Source organism: Paenibacillus nuruki (assembly GCF_001721045.1).
Classification (GTDB): Bacteria; Bacillota; Bacilli; order Paenibacillales; family Paenibacillaceae; genus Saccharibacillus; species Saccharibacillus nuruki.
Genome location: NZ_MDER01000035.1, coordinates 1 through 18,791, shown reverse-complemented (window position 1 = coordinate 18,791; position 18,791 = coordinate 1). Strand labels below are relative to the sequence as shown.

16 protein-coding genes are annotated in these 18,791 nt (G+C 38.8%); 9 read left to right on the top strand and 7 right to left on the bottom strand.

Annotated features, from left to right (window positions below; genetic code table 11):
• Window positions 1-79 precede the first annotated feature (79 nt).
• Window positions 80-1,078 (top strand): acrylyl-CoA reductase family protein, encoded by a 999-nt coding sequence (locus tag PTI45_RS09400; RefSeq protein WP_069327310.1) that lies wholly within the window; start codon window positions 80-82, stop codon window positions 1,076-1,078.
• Window positions 1,079-1,250: 172 nt separating this feature from the next.
• On the opposite strand, the gene PTI45_RS09395 is transcribed toward PTI45_RS09400, so the two are convergent.
• The gene (locus tag PTI45_RS09395; protein WP_069327309.1) at window positions 1,251-1,763 is read right to left on the bottom strand and encodes a MogA/MoaB family molybdenum cofactor biosynthesis protein; all 513 of its coding nucleotides are present in this window, start codon (window positions 1,761-1,763) and stop codon (window positions 1,251-1,253) included.
• A gap of 149 nt (window positions 1,764-1,912) precedes the next feature.
• Here PTI45_RS09395 and PTI45_RS09390 point away from each other — a divergent pair, with 149 nt between their 5' ends.
• The 4 genes from PTI45_RS09390 (at window position 1,913) to PTI45_RS09375 (ending at window position 6,672) form a co-directional block, all read left to right on the top strand.
• On the top strand, window positions 1,913-2,911 hold the full coding sequence (locus PTI45_RS09390; RefSeq protein ID WP_069327308.1) for a CobW family GTP-binding protein: 999 nt from the start codon (window positions 1,913-1,915) through the stop codon (window positions 2,909-2,911).
• 76 nt (window positions 2,912-2,987) lie between these two features.
• Window positions 2,988-3,329 (top strand): four-helix bundle copper-binding protein, encoded by a 342-nt coding sequence (locus tag PTI45_RS09385; RefSeq protein WP_425415575.1) that lies wholly within the window; start codon window positions 2,988-2,990, stop codon window positions 3,327-3,329.
• 563 nt (window positions 3,330-3,892) lie between these two features.
• The gene (gene argS, locus PTI45_RS09380) at window positions 3,893-5,629 is read left to right on the top strand and encodes an arginine--tRNA ligase (RefSeq protein ID WP_083243440.1); all 1,737 of its coding nucleotides are present in this window, start codon (window positions 3,893-3,895) and stop codon (window positions 5,627-5,629) included.
• A 116-nt stretch (window positions 5,630-5,745) separates the two neighbouring features.
• On the top strand, window positions 5,746-6,672 hold the full coding sequence (locus PTI45_RS09375; protein ID WP_069327307.1) for a protease complex subunit PrcB family protein: 927 nt from the start codon (window positions 5,746-5,748) through the stop codon (window positions 6,670-6,672).
• A 151-nt stretch (window positions 6,673-6,823) separates the two neighbouring features.
• On the opposite strand, the gene PTI45_RS09370 is transcribed toward PTI45_RS09375, so the two are convergent.
• Window positions 6,824-7,990, bottom strand: a complete 1,167-nt coding sequence (locus PTI45_RS09370; RefSeq protein WP_069327306.1) for an AI-2E family transporter — start codon at window positions 7,988-7,990, stop codon at window positions 6,824-6,826.
• A 340-nt stretch (window positions 7,991-8,330) separates the two neighbouring features.
• On the opposite strand from PTI45_RS09370, the gene PTI45_RS09365 reads away from it, so the two are divergent.
• On the top strand, window positions 8,331-9,602 hold the full coding sequence (locus tag PTI45_RS09365) for a methyl-accepting chemotaxis protein (protein WP_069327305.1): 1,272 nt from the start codon (window positions 8,331-8,333) through the stop codon (window positions 9,600-9,602).
• Between the two features lie 67 nt (window positions 9,603-9,669).
• Here PTI45_RS09365 and PTI45_RS09360 read toward each other — a convergent pair whose 3' ends face one another.
• Both PTI45_RS09360 and PTI45_RS09355 read right to left on the bottom strand, forming a co-directional pair.
• Window positions 9,670-11,805 carry an ABC transporter ATP-binding protein gene (locus PTI45_RS09360; RefSeq protein WP_083243451.1) on the bottom strand — a complete coding sequence of 712 codons (2,136 nt, stop codon included), beginning with the start codon at window positions 11,803-11,805 and terminating at the stop codon, window positions 9,670-9,672.
• Window positions 11,806-11,814: 9 nt separating this feature from the next.
• Window positions 11,815-13,560, bottom strand: a complete 1,746-nt coding sequence (locus tag PTI45_RS09355; protein WP_069327304.1) for an ABC transporter ATP-binding protein — start codon at window positions 13,558-13,560, stop codon at window positions 11,815-11,817.
• Window positions 13,561-14,079: 519 nt separating this feature from the next.
• Here PTI45_RS09355 and PTI45_RS09350 point away from each other — a divergent pair.
• Window positions 14,080-14,379, top strand: coding sequence for a HesB/YadR/YfhF family protein (locus PTI45_RS09350; RefSeq protein WP_069327303.1), 300 nt, complete (start codon window positions 14,080-14,082; stop codon window positions 14,377-14,379).
• 101 nt (window positions 14,380-14,480) lie between these two features.
• Here the strand turns inward: PTI45_RS09350 and PTI45_RS09345 are convergent, their stop codons facing one another.
• The 3 genes from PTI45_RS09345 to PTI45_RS09335 form a co-directional block, all read right to left on the bottom strand.
• A complete protein-coding gene (locus PTI45_RS09345) occupies window positions 14,481-14,987 on the bottom strand; it encodes an ADP-heptose synthase (RefSeq protein WP_069327302.1) in 507 nt (168 codons plus the stop codon).
• Window positions 14,988-15,125: 138 nt separating this feature from the next.
• Window positions 15,126-15,569 (bottom strand): DUF441 domain-containing protein, encoded by a 444-nt coding sequence (locus PTI45_RS09340; RefSeq protein WP_069327443.1) that lies wholly within the window; start codon window positions 15,567-15,569, stop codon window positions 15,126-15,128.
• Window positions 15,570-15,685: 116 nt separating this feature from the next.
• Window positions 15,686-16,669, bottom strand: a complete 984-nt coding sequence (locus PTI45_RS09335; protein WP_069327301.1) for a YpdA family putative bacillithiol disulfide reductase — start codon at window positions 16,667-16,669, stop codon at window positions 15,686-15,688.
• A 305-nt stretch (window positions 16,670-16,974) separates the two neighbouring features.
• On the opposite strand from PTI45_RS09335, the gene PTI45_RS09330 reads away from it, so the two are divergent.
• A complete protein-coding gene (locus tag PTI45_RS09330; RefSeq protein ID WP_069327300.1) occupies window positions 16,975-17,490 on the top strand; it encodes a DUF3939 domain-containing protein in 516 nt (171 codons plus the stop codon).
• A 201-nt stretch (window positions 17,491-17,691) separates the two neighbouring features.
• Window positions 17,692-18,375, top strand: coding sequence for an HAD family hydrolase (locus tag PTI45_RS09325; protein WP_069327299.1), 684 nt, complete (start codon window positions 17,692-17,694; stop codon window positions 18,373-18,375).
• Window positions 18,376-18,791 lie beyond the last annotated feature (416 nt).

Here is an 18,791-nt window from a genome sequence, read left to right as displayed (position 1 = left end):
ACAGAATGTAGCATTTATCGCTGTCAGGCTTTGAAGGAATCCTTATGATAAAGAAGGAAAGATAGAAAGGATGAGTTAGATGGAAGAGACATTTCGTGCGTTTGTATTAGAACAGTCAGATCAAAAAGTAACCGGTGCGGTTCAACAATTACAACTTCATCAATTACCTGAAGGATCTGTCACTATTAAAGTATCATATTCAGATGTCAATTATAAAGATGGACTGGCAAGTATAGCAGAAGGCAAGATTGTGAAGCAGTACCCGTTTGTGCCGGGGATAGATTTGGCAGGAGAAGTAGTAGAGTCAAGCGATAAGCAGTTTCAAGTAGGCGATCAAGTGCTATGTACTGGATATAAGCTGGGTGTCAGTCATTATGGAGGGTACAGTGAATATGCTCGTGTGCCTGCCGAATGGTTGATTAAGCTACCTCAAGGACTAAGTGCTAAAGAAGCAATGATTATTGGTACGGCTGGATTTACGGCTGGAATGTCTGTAGATGCGTTAATTGAACATGGAATCAAACCTGAAGACGGTCCGATCCTTGTCACAGGATCTACAGGTGGGGTGGGAACCATAGCTATTTCGATCTTGAGTGCATTAGGATATGAAGTCTATGCAGCAAGTGGCAAAGCCGATCAAAAGGACTGGTTAACCACACTGGGAGCGTCTCAGATCATTTCAAGAGAAGAAGCGGAGCAGAAAGTAGACGGTCCATTAGGTAAATCCACTTGGGCAGGTATTATCGACCCTACAGGTGGTAAAGGGCTAGGAGAACGGCTGAAATCATTAAAATATCGTGGTGTAGTGGCTGTATCGGGTATGACAGCAGGTAACGATTTTGAAAGTTCAGTCTTTCCCTTTATTCTACGTGGAGCACATCTGATCGGCATTGATTCTGTATTTTGCCCTATTGAGATCAGACAAAGAGTCTGGAAGCACCTAGCAAGCGATTGGAAACCAACTACAGCTATTCATCAAGCGGTTACAGAATATACGTTAGAACAAATACCACAAGCGTTAGAAACGATTCTAGCAGGCAAAGCTGTAGGTCGTCAGTTGATTAAAGTTACATCCTGAGATGTGTTTCATCTGATTACGTTAGGTACAAAATAAAAATCAAAAAGCACACTGCATCGATAAACGGCAGTGTGCTTTTTTGCTATGGCATGATATCGATAGTGTATGACATCTAGGATGGGAGATCATTTATGCTTCTGTGTTGGCATATGATCCTATAGAATCTATTCTATTATTTTTTATAAATTTCTCGCATCACATGTCCCAATTCAGGAATAATAATGCGTTCCATCGCTAACTTCACCGCACCTCGTGAACCGGGCATCGAAAAGACAGCAGTTCCTCCGATAGTACCTGCAATCGCACGGCTCATAATGGCAGCTGAACCAATATCTTCAGTAAAACTCAGAAAGCGAAAAATCTCTCCAAAACCAGGTAATTCTTTCGTCAAAAGACTTTGTACTGCTTCAAACGTTACATCTTGCGGAGCTATCCCTGTGCCACCTGTTAACAAAATAGCTTCGACTTCTGGACGTTCTACGGCATCATGAAGCAATTCACGGATACCAACATAGCTATCTTTAACGATGGTATAATCTATAACCTGATAACCATTCTCTGTTAAAAGGGACTGTAATAATTGTCCACCTGTATCGGTTGCTTCAGTGCGAGTATCTGACACAGTAATGACCATACAACGTACAGTATCTGGTGCTTCTGCGCGATGTTCATCTACGGATCTCATGGTATTTATTCACTCCTTTATTCTCATTCAAGCATCCCTGCCATTGTAACATAGGTTGTGATCGATCATGAACACTTGCCATGTCAGTGTATAATATAAGAGTAGCCCTAAATTAATAAAGCAAAGAACCATGCACGAGGAGGATATCAATGACAACACCTGTATATATTTTGTCTGGATTTCTAGGCAGTGGCAAAACCACCATGCTTCAACATATGATTCAAGAATGGAAATCCCTTGGCAAAACACCTGCTGTGATTATGAATGAGATCGGCGATGTCAATTTGGATGGGATGATGGTCGATCAAGATGTGGCAATGGCTGAATTATTAAGCGGATGTATCTGCTGTTCGATTCGTGCTGATCTAAGTATGGAATTATATAATTTAATGGAAACCGAAAAGCCTGATGTGATTATTATCGAAGCTTCTGGCGTGGCGAATCCAATCGAAATTCTAGATGCGGTTACAGAGACTTCATTGTACAACCGTATGGAATTGAAAAATTTGATAACTGTAGTCGATGCAGCTCATCTATGGGAATTGTATCAAGAGCAGAAAGGCAAAACGTATCGTCTGATGCAAGAGCAGATTCGGTGTGCTTCTGTATTGATTTTGAATAAAAGTGATCGTGTCGATGCAACAACCATTACAAAGTTAGAAGCTATTCTACGTGGATGGAATGCGTATGCACCTATTCATACGACAGTGCGCTGTGAAGTACCGAGTACCATCTATACAGACCTTTCATCGGTCGTTGATGCCAAAAAAACATTAGCGCAAAATAAACAGACTTCAACTTCGACTGCACACAGTCATGATCATACCCATTCCGAGCATATGCACGGTTCACATAGTCATGTGATGGCATATACCCATTATTTTGAGCATCCGATTAATAGTGAAGCTTTTGAGAATGTAATCCGGTCTTTACCGACTGAAGTTTATCGTGCAAAAGGGATTCTAACATTTAACGACACCGCAAGTCGTTTTTTGTTCCAATATGCTTATCGTGAAATGGACTTTATGAAGATTACTCCACAAAAAGCAGTCCCTGATGTCGCTGTTTTTATTGGAGAGCATTTCGACAAAGAGTTGATAAAGGAACAATTGCTAGTACTGGAACAGCAAGCAGCTAAATTATTGTAAGTATGCGGTTTCAATACGAGCATAGCCGGGGTAATAGTTCAATATAACTATTCCAATCTTAACGGAGGTCATGAAAATGATGGCTAATCAAAAATTATACCATGCTCATATTGAAGCTTGTGTCGAGGCTATGAATGCTTGTAATCTTTCGTATGTAGCTAATTTGAAAGAATATAATCTTGAGAAATTGTGTGACTGTATACGTATTACTCGTGAATGTGCAGAGATCTGTTCTTTTACAGCACAATCGCTAAGTCAAGGTAGCCAATTTGCTGGTGAAATTGCTGAATTATGTGCTAAAGTGTGTGAAGCTTGTATTGATGAATGCTCCAAACACGACAATACGCACTCTCGTGAATGTATTGAAGCCTGCCGTCGTTGTGTAGACATGTGTAGAGATTTGATGGTAGCTGTATAATCTACTACTTTATACATAGACAGTAAGGATAACCATAACTATTTTCAGAACCTTTGCATATTTGCGAAGGTTTTTTTATTGCAATTTTTAGGTTGCGTAAACCTAACACCGTATGTATAATACAATCTAAACTTTACATTTATCATTCATGAACGAGAGAGTAGCCATAACGATCACTGTTTAAGCAGCGAGCCGGGAGAGTGAAAGCCGGTAAAACATTCGTAGGTGAACCGCACTCGGGAAATGACTTATTCAAAAGGTGAACACGATCATGGATCTAATTTACCTGTATAGATAAGTCCGGCTGACACCGTTATCGTTATCAAGCGACAGTAATAGGATGATGGAGCAGATACAATGATGGTAGCATCCACATAATACATACTGTACAAAGAGTGGTACCGCGGGAATGCTTATTATAAGCGCTCGTCTCTTAAGTGATAACTCACTTAAGCAGATGAGTGCTTTTTTTGTATTTTGTACATAGTCAAACCAGTACCTAGCAAAGATACAACATGAATCACCACATGAATTTTAAAATATACGTAAAGGAGAATTTACAGATGAAATTAGCTCATTTATTCAAACAACAAGTCGCTTCGATGTTGCAACCTGTAACCTTAATGACTGAAGAAGAATTGATTCAAATGCTTGAAGTTCCGCCAACGATTGATATGGGTGATCTGGCATTTCCTTGTTATACTTTTGCCAAAACATGGAGACGTTCGCCTGACCAGATTGCGACAGAAATAATAACAGCAATAGAACAACCGTTAGCAGATGCTCATATTCAGGCACAAGCTGTAGGTGCTTATATCAATTTGACTTGGGATCGTGCTTATTATGGAACTGAGATATTATCCAGTCTAGAAGAACAACAAAATACAGAACTTCAGATAGGTACAGGTAAGCGGATTGTAATCGATATGTCATCGCCTAATATAGCCAAGCCTTTTGGAGTAGGGCATTTGCGTTCAACCATCATAGGAGCGGCTTTGCATCGGATCTACCAAGCCGTAGGGTATGAAGCGATTCGAGTCAATCATTTAGGAGATTGGGGAACACAATTTGGTAAATTAATAACCGCTTACTTACGGTGGGGCGATCCAGAGCAATTGAAGCTGAATCCTATAGGAGAATCGTTAAGAGTATACATTCAATTTCATGAAGAAGTTGAACAGAATCCTCGGTTAGATGATGAAGCAAGAGATTGGTTCCGCAAATTAGAACAAGGCGATGCTCAAGCTGTAGAACTATGGCATTATTTTGTAGACGTAAGTATGCAGTCGCTTCAGAAAATGTATCAACGGCTAGGGGTAGAGTTCGATGCTGTACTTGGTGAAAGCTTTTATAACGATAAAATGCCTGCTGTGATTGCGCAATTGCAGCGTCAGCAATTACTTGTCGAAAGCGATGGAGCACAGGTAGTGAGATTAGATGAACAGGAATTACCACCATGTTTGATTTTGAAATCAGATGGGACAACGATTTATCCGACCCGTGATCTGGCGACTGCTATTTATCGCAAAGAAATAATGGGTGCAGATCAGTTGATCTATGTGGTCGGCGGAGAGCAGACATTGCATTTCAAACAGGTATTTGAAGTGCTTCGTAAAATGGGACACTCATGGGCAACAGATTGTATTCATGTGCCATTTGGCTTAATGAAAGTTGATGGTAAAAAGATGTCTACCCGTAAAGGAAAAGTGGTCTTTTTGGAAGAAGTATTGGATCAAGCTGTAGAACGAGCAACACAAATTATTGCTGAAAAAAGTCCTGATTTGCCGAATAAAGAACAGGTGGCTGAGCAGATCGGTATTGGTGCGATTATTTTCGGGGATCTCAAAAATAATCGTCAGAATGAGATCGATTTTTCATTGAAAGATGCTGTAACTTTTGAAGGAGAGACAGGTCCCTATCTTCAATACACCTATGCTAGAATCCAAAGCATTTTGCGAAAAGTACAAACAATGAATAATTCACATTATAACCAGACCACGATCGAACTGGAAACAAATACAACGAATAGAGAATGGAGTCATGTGAGCTGGGCTTTGCTGATCCATTTATCAAGATACACATACGAATTGGAACGAGCAGCAACACAACATGAACCTTCTATTATCGCTAGATATACACTAGAAACTGCCAAGTTATTTAACCAATTTTATAACAAAGATCGGATCGTGGATGCTCCGCTGTCTGTGAAGGCTCAGCGTATCTCACTCACTATGCAAACAGGGCTTTATTTGAAAAGGCTAATGACTTTACTTGGACTGCAAACGCCGGAACAGATGTGATTGCTGTATAATTGATGTGCAACAAATGAGAACTTCTATACGTCTAGGGCATTGTAAGGTTGAATAAAAACCAAATTATTCGACAGTAGACCTATTCAATGGAGGGATGATTACAAATGTGGAATCATAAGAAAAAAGCAGTAGCTGTATTAACATTATCATTGGCGATTGCAGGAGCAGGAAGTGCAAGTGCTGCTTCTACATTTACCGATGTGAAAGACAAAGATAATCAAACAATCATCAATATGTTACATGATAAAGGAGTTATTAATGGCGTGACTTCTACTCAATTCAAGCCAGATATGACACTTACACAGCCACAAGCGATTCAAATTTTGGTCAAAGCTTTTGAATTAAAAGGGGATGTAACGAAACCGGGTGATGATCTAGTACGTAAAGCATGGTATACCGACGCTTTACGTATTGCTGAAGCTAACAATATATCGATCCCTTCATTTGATGCTGAGAAAAAAGTAACTCGTGAGCAATTTGCAATCTGGTTACATGAAGCGATTAATGTGACAGGTAATTATCCTACAACCAAAATGTTTGCAGTCTTTACCGATCAAGATCAAATTAGTAAAGAAGCTTCAGGAGCGATTCAAGATTTGGTCAATATGAATGTGATTGATCGTAGCTCTGTAGGTAAAGCATTTATGCCTACCAAAGAAATTACACGTATGCAAGCCGCAGAATGGGTATACCATGGTGTACAAATGGTAGATCGTTATAACAAAGCAAATGATGATACAACTACTCCTGCACCAGGTGAAACGGGTGATGATCAAATGGGTAATGAGCCAGAACTAAGTGTTGCTCCAGCAGAGACAGCGGATCAACAAACAGTAACACTAACTGTACAACTTCCTAACCCGGGTTATTCAGTAGAAATTACTAAAGTACAGTTAACCGATGATAAGCGTGCAGTGGTTAGTTACAATGTGAAAAAACCAGCTCCAGGTGAAATGAATCCTCAAGTGATTACAGAAGGTAAAGTAACAACAACGATCCCTGATGGATATACACCTGAATTGGCTAAATAAGACTCCATTCAATAAGTATAAAGCATAAAGCATAAACAAAAAGACCTGAGCCACTGTATAGGAATGTACAGTTAAACTCAGGTCTTTTTTTATGATGTTCTTTCTGGGGTGTAGGTCATTTTACAGTTTCTACAATATAATCATGCACCGTTTATGGTTTGATAACAGGAGGTTCAGTAATCTTTTTCTTTTCATATAGATTAGAGCTTACTTTGAACCAATCAAATAAATGAGTCACGATTACTTTAAGTACAGCATAACCAGGAACAGCTAACAAAATTCCAATCACTCCGAACAATTTACCTGCTGTCAAAATCACAAAGATAATTGTAATCGGATGAACTTTAAGAGATTTACCCATAATCTGTGGCGAAATGAGCTTGCCTTCTATTAATTGTACAATCGTCCATACAATCACCATTTTCAATAGCATAAATGGAGAAGTCACTAGAGCCACTACCAATGCTGGAGTAATCGCAATAGCAGGTCCCAAATAAGGCACAATACTTGTACAAGAAGCCATAATAGCAAGAATTAACGAATAATCAAGACCGATAATCTGATAGCCAATATAAAGTAAGATCCCGATACATACACTCACAATAATTTGTCCACGAATATACGAACTGATCTGATGATTCATTTCAGACATCACTTTACCGGTCTGACTACGTAAAGTTACAGGAATAAATTTCATAATGAAATTCGGTAATTTAGCGCCATCTTTAAGTAAGTAAAATAAAATAAATGGAACGGTCACAATCGATAATACCGTTTCCGTTAAAGCTCCCAAAAATCCACCAATACCAGTAAACGTCTGGTTAATAATAGAAGATCCTTTTTCCGATAAATTCTGTACCAGATCGTTCGGATTGATACTGAACGTATGTTGTATTTGCTTGGATACATCTCCGCCTAACCAGTATTGAATCTGATTCACAATGCCATCGTAAAAGGATGGAATATTACGAATTAATTCTCGAATCTGCGTCTGAATCACAGGGATGACAAGGCTAACAATTAATACAATCAGACCGATAATAAGAAGATAAAGTAAAATGATGGAATATATTCTTTTTACTTTGCGTTTTTCCAGAAAATTAACTAATGGATTAAATAAGTAAAACAGAATACCGCTCAGAATAATAGGCAAAATTACAGTTTTAATTAAAACGAAAAGCGGGGTAAAGACATAAGGTATTTTGGAAAGTACAAAAATGTTTATTGAGATTAACAACAAGACTAGCAAAAAAATGACAAACCGATTGTTTAGAAAAAATAATTTGAATCGCTCGCTCCAAGGTCGAGTTCGTTCCATGGCCATTCATCCCCTTTAAGACATTATGCTCTAGTTATTTTATTTGAAAAGCATTAAGTTAACAATAGCTTGCTGCAAGCAAGAGAGCAAGTTACATATGTAAGGATATGAAAAAAGACACAAAAACGTTTATTGCGTCGAAAGACTCATAAAATTTACTTTGCTATGACTTTTGTCACAACGATATTGCTTATTATTTGCTAAAATTTAAATTAATAAGTGACTCAATCGTACAAAAGTGAGTATAGGTAGAAGCAAAGTATAACTCATCTCTTTACTCATTATCCAACATATGACCTTATTTATTTCTACTCCAAATCTTAGATCTATGAGGTGTATCATGAAATTATCATTAGGTTCAAAGTTAGTTTTAAGTTTTATCGGTGTATCTATTATTACGTATGGAACAAGTGCCTTTTTTATTTTCTATTTGAAAGCGTATTTAGCAACAGAAATGAGTGATTGGTTATATGTGTCTATTATATTGTTGATGGGCATTACTTGGAGTGGGATATTAGGATTTGCGATTTCTAAATTTTTAACTAAACCAATCGTTAATCTATCCAAAGCAGCCAAGCGTGTATCCGCAGGCGATCTGATGGTAGATATCCCAGAGCGTCGTGAAGAAGATGAAATTAAAGTATTGAATGATGCTTTTCGCGTCATGGTGAACAATATTAAAGATATTATTAACGATATTGCTAGTAATACCACGACCACATCTCATAATGCTGAAAATCTCAGTCATTCGATTACCGAAGCGACCAGCCAGATTGAGTCTATGGCAACGGTAGCAGACGATATTTACCGTGGTGTAGGCAAGCAACGTGAATCTTCAGAGTCTTCACTACAGACCGCTGAACAGATGTTGGAATCTTTTCAAGAAATGAAAGAAAAGTCGTCTCATATGCGTGCTTTGTCTGGTAATATGGAGCAATCAGTAGAAGCAACCAAAAATATCTTTTTATCACTCAAATCAGGCATGAGCACATTATCCGAATCTCAGACACAAGCGGAACAAACGGTACGTCTGTTAGATCATCAAGCTTCTGATATCGGTGCTGTTACAGGAACAGTCAAAGAATTAGCAGAACAGACCCATTTGCTAGCGTTAAATGCTTCTATCGAAGCGGCTCATGCTGGGGAACATGGAGCAGGATTTGCTGTCGTTGCTACAGAAATTCGTAAATTGGCAGAACAAAGTAACGATTCAGCACAGAAAATTCATAGTCTGATTATGGCGGTACAAGCTCAGATTCATGAAACGGTGCAGTTGATTCATAATCAAAATGAATTGGTACAAAATGAAACCTCCAACACGCATAAAGTAGAGTCTACCCTGATCGAATTTTCAAGTGTAGTGTATGAGTTTATGTCTGCGGTTCAATTGATGGAAGACTCTATTACAGAACAAACAGATCGTGTAGAACTCACGTATCAGAATGTGCATACGATTCGTCAAATGGCAGATACCTTTTATGAGGGAGCCAAACAAATTTCAATGGCAACTCACGAAGAGACGGCTATTATGGAAGAAATTTCTTCATCTTCTGATGAGTTAAGCACAATGACCAGTCGCTTATTAGAAAAAACAAAAGCGTTCTCATTGTAAAATTTGAAATAAATTAGTAAAAAAGAAGCCTGCATAATCCATTGATCTGGATCATGCAGGCTTCTTTTTATGTTGTGCGTCCAGCCAGATGAGCAGGGACTTGAACTTCTTTGTCTTTCGCAGACTCGGTACCATCAGCGACCATATTGGAACCGGAACCGACTTGCATCCGGTACATCTGACGATAACGTCCATCTATTTCCATTAATTCATCATGACTACCACGTTCTACAATTTCACCACGATGCAAGACGAGAATCTGATCTGCACTGCGAATCGTAGATAAACGGTGAGCGATAATGAAAGTAGTACGTCCTTTTTTCAAAACATCCAAAGCGGATTGAATCAATGCTTCTGTCTCTGTATCAATATTCGCTGTTGCTTCATCCAGAATAAGAATCGCTGGATCGAAAGCAAGTGCTCTAGCAAATGAGATCAATTGACGTTGCCCCGCAGAGAGTGTGCTTCCTTTTTCCATAACAGGTTCATCATAGCCCTTAGGAAGATCAGACAGAATCTGTTCTGCACCGACATCACGTAAAGCTTGTTCGATACGTTCACGCGAGATCTGTTCATTTTCCAAATTGACATTAGAAGCAATCGTTCCTGTAAATAGATAAGGATCTTGAAGCACGATGCCCATATGCTGACGTAGCCATTGTTTCGGCAATTGTTGTACATTTTGACCATCGATTGTAATCGTGCCTTGCTGTGGATCATAGAAGCGGAAAAGCAGGTTAATGATCGAACTTTTACCAGAACCGGTATGACCGACCAGGGCTACAGTCTGACCTTGCTTCGCTTCAAAGCTAATGTGTTTGAGTACAGGATCTTTTTTGTAAGCAAAAGTTACGTCTTTAAATTCTACATTCCCTTGATAACGAGGCATAGCACCATCGGTCACTTGCTCGCCTTTTTCATCCATTAACTCGAATACACGTCCTGCGGATACCATAGATAAATCGAGTGCAGCTAATTGATTGACCATGCCTGTAACCGGTTGGAACAATCTTCCTAATACATCGACAAAAGCGTACAGTACTCCTAATGAAATGACACCTTCGACTCCGCCTAATGCAGAAGCACCGAAATACCATAACACAATCGCAAAAGTAAGACTGCGCAAAACGTTAACTAGATTATGGGAAGTAAACGCATTTAGATTTAACATTTTATTCTGATAGAACAGGTAATCGTTATTCAAATTCTCAAATTCTTCTTGAGTCTGACGTTGCTTACGGAATACACGAATAATCGACATTCCTTGAATTGATTCATTGATAATAGCATTAATTTCACTCAGTCTGGAACGAATAATCGTATTATATTTGGTTGCTATTTTACGATAAAGTACGATCCATAGAACGAGTAGAGGGATTACAAACAAACAAATCATACCAAGACGCCAGTCTAGTAAAAAGAGTGCGATATAGACACCAATCATATAGACAATCCCTGAACTAAAGTTAGCCAGTACAGCGACAAATAAATCTTTGACAGCTTCAGTATCATTCGTAATACGTGATACTACTTTACCTGCTGGCAGATTATCGAAAAAAGGAATTGGCAATCGCTGAATATGAGCATACAAGTCTAAGCGTAATTGCTGAATGACTTTGTTCGCCGACGATTGGAGCCAGTACGTTTTCCCGAATTCCATAATAATCGTGATCAACAAGAATACAAAGTACCAGCCGATTAGCTTATAAATACCCGGCAATTCAGGTTGATAAAACGAAAATAATTTGTTAGCTGTCAAAGGAACGGCTGGATAAGAGGCTGTACTTTGATTATTTTGAATCGTTAATACACCATCTGTAAATGTTCGTTCACCTTTGGTTGAAGGTACAGAACCTTCGACAAAATAAAAACTGGTTCCACTCTGGATCACATGAGCCTGTGCTCCTTTAGTTTCACCTTCTGTCCAGAAACCTTCACGTTTGTAATAGTTGCCGTTATACAGTACAGCATTCGTACTGGAAGAAGTCTGATAAAAAGGTTGTTCAATCGCGAATAAATGATTATCAATAATATTTTTAGCGATAAAGGGACCTGCAAGTTCAGCCCCTACACCGATCGCTAACATGATCAATGCTATAATAAAAGTTTTTTTCGAGCGTAACGCATATTGGTAAAGCCTTTTGGTAATCGTTTTGTTATCGAGCTTTGTTGTCGGTTGCTCGTTGTAATCTTGAGTCTCCAATGCAGACACCTACCCCTCTAAGGAATCCGCCAATTGCTGACGTTCATATTGCTCACGATACCAGCCATCCGACTGTAGCAATTCAGCATGGGTTCCTTCTTCAATAATTTTTCCGCGATCCAGTACGACGATATGATCTGCATGTTCTACCGCTGAAAGGCGATGGGTAGCGATCAATGTCGTTTTACCTGCACGTTTGGTACGAATATTTTCAATAATTCTAGTTTCTGTACGAGCATCGACAGCGGATAAAGCATCATCGAGAATCAGTACTTCAGGTTCAGAGATAAATGCACGAGCAAGCGATACACGTTGTTTTTGACCGCCTGATAAAGCCACGCCACGTTCACCTACAATCGTATCTAGACCATCAGAAAGCGTATGCAGATCTTTATCAAAAGCTGCTGTATGAATCGCATTCAACACTTCATCATCGGTAGCGTCTGATTTACCGAAGCGAATATTTTCACGCACACTACGAGAGAAAAGGATTTGTTCTTGCGGAACATAACCGATCCAACCGTGTAATTGATCTTTGGCAATATCCTGAATAGGTACATCACCAATCGTAAGATTTCCTGCTCCTGTAGGATATTCATAGAGCAGTTGTTTGAGTAGCGTGGATTTACCACTACCCGTTCTGCCGACTACGCCTAGAGTCTCACCTGCACGAATCTGTAGATTTAGATGCTCTAGATTATCTACAGTGGACGTAGGATAACGGAACGTGACATCTTTAAATTCAATTTTATGAAGGGAAGGAACATGCACAGGTTGAGTAATATCATCTACATCAGGTTTTACATAAAGAACTTCGTTCACACGATCTAGCGAAGCGCTACCACGTTGCATCAGATTGATCAATTCACCAATCGCAAACATCGGCCAGATCATCATTCCTAGATACAAGTTGAAAGAAACCAGATCGCCAAGTGTTAACTCATTATGGAACACCAGATAAATTCCGTACCCGAGTGCAATAATATAACTCAATCCCACAAATAGTCGAATTGTAGGTTCAAATAGCGCATCCACCATAACGACTCGTAAGTTTTTGCGATAGACGTCGTCAGTGATCTTTTCAAATCGATTCTCATCAAAACGTTCTTGTACATACGCACGAATAACACGTACACCAGCAACCGATTCGAGTACCTGATCGTTCATATCACCGAAAGCATCCTGTGCCAGTGTATAACGTGCATGAACCACTTTACCGTAAATCGCCATAGCCAGTGCTATAAAAGGAAGTGGAAGAATAGCCGCAATCGTTAATTTCCAGCTAATTACGAATCCCATCGCTAACAGTATCGTTAATAAAAAGAACGTGGAATCGGTAAGAGTTAACATGCCGAATCCTACAGTCATAGACACCGCACGTAGATCATTGGTGGCACGAGCCATCAAGTCACCTGTACGGTTCCGTTCAAAAAAGGGCGGAGTCATACGTAGCAAATGAGCCATAAAGCGAGTACGTAATAGACGTTCTACCAGATTTGATCCACCGAATAGACTATGCATCCATACATACGTAATTCCATAGATCACAACCAGAATAGCTAATGTGACGGAAATATAATAAACCAATGAAGACACGGTAATCGTACCGCCTGAAATCTCATCAATCGCACTGCCTAGTAACTTAGGAGGTGCTAATTCAAGTACACCGGCAATGATCAATAAAATAATACCGATCAAATACCGCTTTCGTTCGCGGCTGAAAAACCAGCCTAAATTTTTAAAAACAGCAAACATATACTCACTACCTTTCTGTCGAACACTTGTCAAAATCCACATAAAAAGACACGTCGTCTGCAAACGCAAACGACGTGTCTTGTATGGACATCATATAGCGCGATTGCTAAGCAACCGCCATATGACAAATAATTATCATGTTGGATAGAGATCAAGCGTGATTTAAAGTACGCAATCTACTTGAAGGATTCCATCTGCTGGGGTGCTCCGATATTTAATTGTGATAAAGCTACGGGAACATAGGCGTGGTTATGTACATTCATCATTTTATCCATGGAGATTCACCCTTTCTTCTTCAAAGTAGTATGCAGATGGTAATAACTTCTAAATTAGTACCTGTCTGCTGTTGATTGTATCACTGCAATTTTTGCATTGTCAACGTAAAATTCATAAAATCTTCATATTTTTTTAATATATAGCTATTTTGTTGCAAAGAAATGGATCAAAAAGCAATAAAGATATCATGTTATAATAGGATAGAAAATAGGGTAAAGGTAAAAAAGAGAGGTGGTATAAATCATGAGTATAGCCGTATCTGATGAAGCCGCACGCTGGTACAAAAAAGAATTGAGTCTAGCTGAAGGCGATGCTGTTCGCTTTTATGCACGATACAGCAGTAACAGTGAAATTCATCCAGGGTTCTCACTAGGCATTTCTGTTGAACCACCAGTGAGCCCGGCATTAACGCAAGATGTAGAAAATATCCATTTCTATATGGAAGATCAAGATTTGTGGTATATCAACGGATATCGCCTGAATGTTGAATATATTGAGCATGAAGACGATATTCGGTATGCGTACATGCCTGAATCTCAATAAAGCTCGCTGTATTATTGGATCATTGATTCAAAAAAAAGCTTCTTCCTTGTTATGGGAAAGAAGCTTTTTTTACATATTTACTTGGGATAATCTAAATTCATTTAGACAGTAGGTGTGCCTTCAAGAGCAAATGCGAAATCTTCGATATCGTATACTTGCACAGGAATCTTGGCTTCAATAATTCGATGAATCATTTCAAATTGATCAGTCAACATGGGTGCTTCTTTTTTTAGCGCAGAAAGAATCATTTCCGTTTCAATCGGATCAAAAGATTCGCCATAGTGAGCATTATCCATCGCATTAATGATTTTTAATTGGACTTTTTCACTGAGTAAAATAGCCGAACTTTGAGCCCATGGAACCTGAAGAGAACGTTGAATTTTCTTTTTGTTCAAGGGTTCTTCAAAATAAGCAATCAATTGCTGAATTCTTGTTTTGACATACTGATTCTCATTATCTTCATTCATTAAAGGTTCAGTACTTTCCGCAAATTCATATAACTCCATAATACTTGTGTAAGGCACAATATATTCTACCGGTTTTTCCGGATCAAGCAGTTGACCATAGATTGCGATCATGACCGCTTCAATAACAAAAGTTTGAGACATAGGTGTATCCTCCTGGATGATGCTAACACATTCAATATAAGCATTTTATCATCGATTCATATTTAGAAAGTATATCATACCTAAGCCTATCGGATAAGCATAATCGTTGAATGTGGTTGGTTATAGTCATTATAGAGGCTACGATTTGCCAATTAGTAGAGATAATAGACCTGCGGCAATCAATGGACCTACAGGTACACCTTTGAAAAAGGCTACGCCTAACAGTGTTCCTATTAACAATCCAGCCACTACAGTAGGTTGATTAGTCATTAATATCGTGCCCCGTCCACCAAGATAAGCCACGAATAAGCCAATTCCGATCGCAGCAAGCGATTTCCAGCTGAGAAAAGAAGAAAGTATCGTATCCAGTGAAATTTTACCACTGGCAAGTGGGGTCATTACACCAATCGTCAAAATAATAATACCAATTGTTAAGCCATACTTCTGTAACCATGGAAAGGCTTGATGCCAGCCTAATACGCGAATAAGCAATAAGACTAGCATAGCAATCGTTACGGTTGAGTTATTACCAATAATCCCGAGCGCCGCTAGAACTAACAAAATCAGTGCAGGTGTATCGATCGCAGCCATTTTGATAAGATCACTCCTTTCTTGACATCTTTAAATAGCAAAATGCCCGCATAAGCGGACACCTTTACATTTAAATGATTACCTTTTTTATCGTGGATAAATTTTTATTAATGAGCCAGTTGTTTGTGAATATGATTCGCAATTTTGTTACCATGACGACGACCTGTCTCAATAAAGACTTCATTTGCATTACGACCAGAAGCGATAACGCCAGCTACATACAAACCTGGAATATTCGATTCCATCGTTTCCAGATCGAACTTCGGTTTATCCATATCGTCACTCATTTCAATCCCAGCAGATGTGAGTAATTTACGATCAGGATGGAAGCCTGTCATAGCAAGGACGAAATCATTCTCAATCGTTGCTGTTTCGCCATCATTTTGCGTAATGGTAACTTGAGACGAAGTAATCTCTGTGACTTTAGAGTTCAAGTGAAGAGTGACATTGCCTTTTAACACCTGACCTTCAAATACAGGACGTACCCATGATTTGATATTTTGAGAAAGATCGCTACCACGGTAGACCATATCGACATGAGCACCGACACGTACGATTTCAAGAGCAGCATCGACAGCAGAATTACTTCCGCCAATAACAGTTACCCGCATACCCGCATAAGGATGAGCTTCACGGAAATAGTGAGTTACTTTATCTAATTCTTCGCCCGGAATACCTAGATAGTTCGGATGATCAAAATAACCTGTAGCAATAATAACTTTACGTGCTTTATATGTTTTGTCTTCGCCATGACGATTGGTTGTCTGAATCTCAAACGTACCATCTTGTCGTGGTTGTACTTCCAAAGCTTCCGTATAAGGCTGTACACGTAGATCGTAATGACCTGCTGCACGGCGATAATAAGCTAAAGCTTCATGACGGAAAGGCTTGTCATACGGAGTAGAGAACGGCAAATCTCCGATTTCTAACAATTCAGCTGTACTAAAAAATTGCATATTCGTTGGATATAAGTAAATCGAATGTACCATATTATACTTTTCAATCAATAATGTCTTCATGCCTAAACGTGTGCATTCGATTGCAGCAGATAATCCGCAAGGTCCAGCACCAATAATAATTACATCTTCCATCACAGTGGTCTAGCTCCTTCCATAATCTCTTTTCTGTATAGACGATCTTTGTCCGTTCAGATCGTTATTAAAATAGAACCATATTTATCCTACCTTAATATGTTATAAAATTCTAGCTTGCTTAGGCACATAGACACAATTTAAGATGCAAAACGCACAAATTTGTAAAAAATTGAATCAATTCATGTTAAATGAGGTACAATGATAGTAAGCACAGAAAAGTTAGCAACTTTCTTTAGAGGTATCTGAAAACGTTTTCGCACTCGATCGCTTAGTTATCCCAGAATGAGGGAGGAGAGACCGATATGTCTGTACTTGGACTATTTAAAAGAAAAGACAAAGAAGACGTCAACAAGTTCCCGTCGGTTCATGTAACACTAGACGAATTGCGCTGTGCAGTATTGCAATTTGAACGTGAAATGGGTAATGGAATTAATCGTACCGTACTAATGAAAGAAGATAACAGCTTGGACTTGCCACGTATCGCTCGTTATTTAGGTGGAGTGAGTGATCAGAAGTTCTATTTATCCCGAGAAACTTTTGAGATTTTTGCAGAAGAAGACAAGTCTATTCCGTATCATTTGGATCGTGTACAGCTTGCTGTAGATGATTATATGAATGAAACTGGGAAATTACCGATTGTAGAAGACTCTGTGTATTTTGAAGTGGATTCTCGAATGTTGTATCAACAGCATTATTTGCATGAGCTTCCTGAGTTCAAATTGTATATGACCGATCAAGAAATGATGGTAACCCATCGTCAGCCTGTAGCGTTACCCGATGTCAAAGCACAGGAAGATCGTTCTTACGTATTGTTGTAATTTATAATGAAGTTTAACTAGGAACATTCACAGATCAAAGAGAGTAGATTCTCTGCACACTGTATATTGATAAAAACCCGCTGATATCTAAGCGGGTTTTTTGCTGTATTTAATCAAGGTACGGTTCAAGCACTGACACAATCTGCTATACTTTTAGTAAATGATGATGTATAGAGATTACATATAGGAGTGAGAGAGATCATGAAGATTAGTGCCGTTATTTTTGATTTGGACAATACATTAATGGATCGAGATCATACGTTTCGAACTTTTTCACAAAAATTCGTTGCAGATTACTTGGGTCATGTCGATGAACAGAAAGCCAGAGATATTGTAGGGTATATGCGGATTACTGATGCAGACGGCTACCGGGAAAAACAAGGTTTTTTTGAAGAATTAGTTGAGCGTTTGCCCTGGTTAGAAAGACCGAATGCAGATCAATTATTTGCGTACTATAAAGAACATTATATGAAAGAAGCCCGTCTTATGAATCATGCCCTTGAAGCTATTCATGCATGTCAGGCTCAAGGATACAAATTAGGCATATTAACCAATGGACACCATGAAATACAATACGGCAAAGTAGAACACTTGGAATTGGAATCTTACTTCGATGTGATCCTGACTTCAGGTGAAGCAGGGATCCAAAAGCCACATCCGAAAATTTACGAGATGATACTGGAAAAGTTAGGCACGACAGGGGAAGAAACGGTATTTGTAGGCGATCATCCTACGAATGATATCTGGGGAGCTTCTCAATCAGGGATGAGAGGCATTTTCCTACGACGAAGTTTTGAATGGGATCAGCAGTTAGGGATAGAACCGTGGCATGTGATTAATGAGTTGAATGAGTTGGAAGAGATTTGGCAGGGAATTAGGAGATAGTATCAAGATAATGGAAATTAAATTAGCATCAAAAATTAGAACTAAAGACCTTCTAAATAAGGTCTTTTTTTGTTTTAAATGAAGAAATTACTATTTTTTGAAAATAAGATATGGTACTATAGTCTTGTTTGTTAGATTGCACCTTATTTTACAATTAAATGGGTTGAACATTAAAATGAAGTAAACACCAAATAACTATGAATTATTTGGAGGTCTTTTAATGTGTGAAATAAATTAAATTCCATGATTACATAGCAAAAGGAGAAATTTATGATATTTTTTTGTTTTTCAAGCAAGGATCGCCATAATATAGTAGAAGCCATCCTATACCATATTAGAAATTACCGAATTCCTGTATGGTATGATCGAGCTCAGATGCTTCGCGTTGACGCACGCAGTTATAAAAATTATGGCGA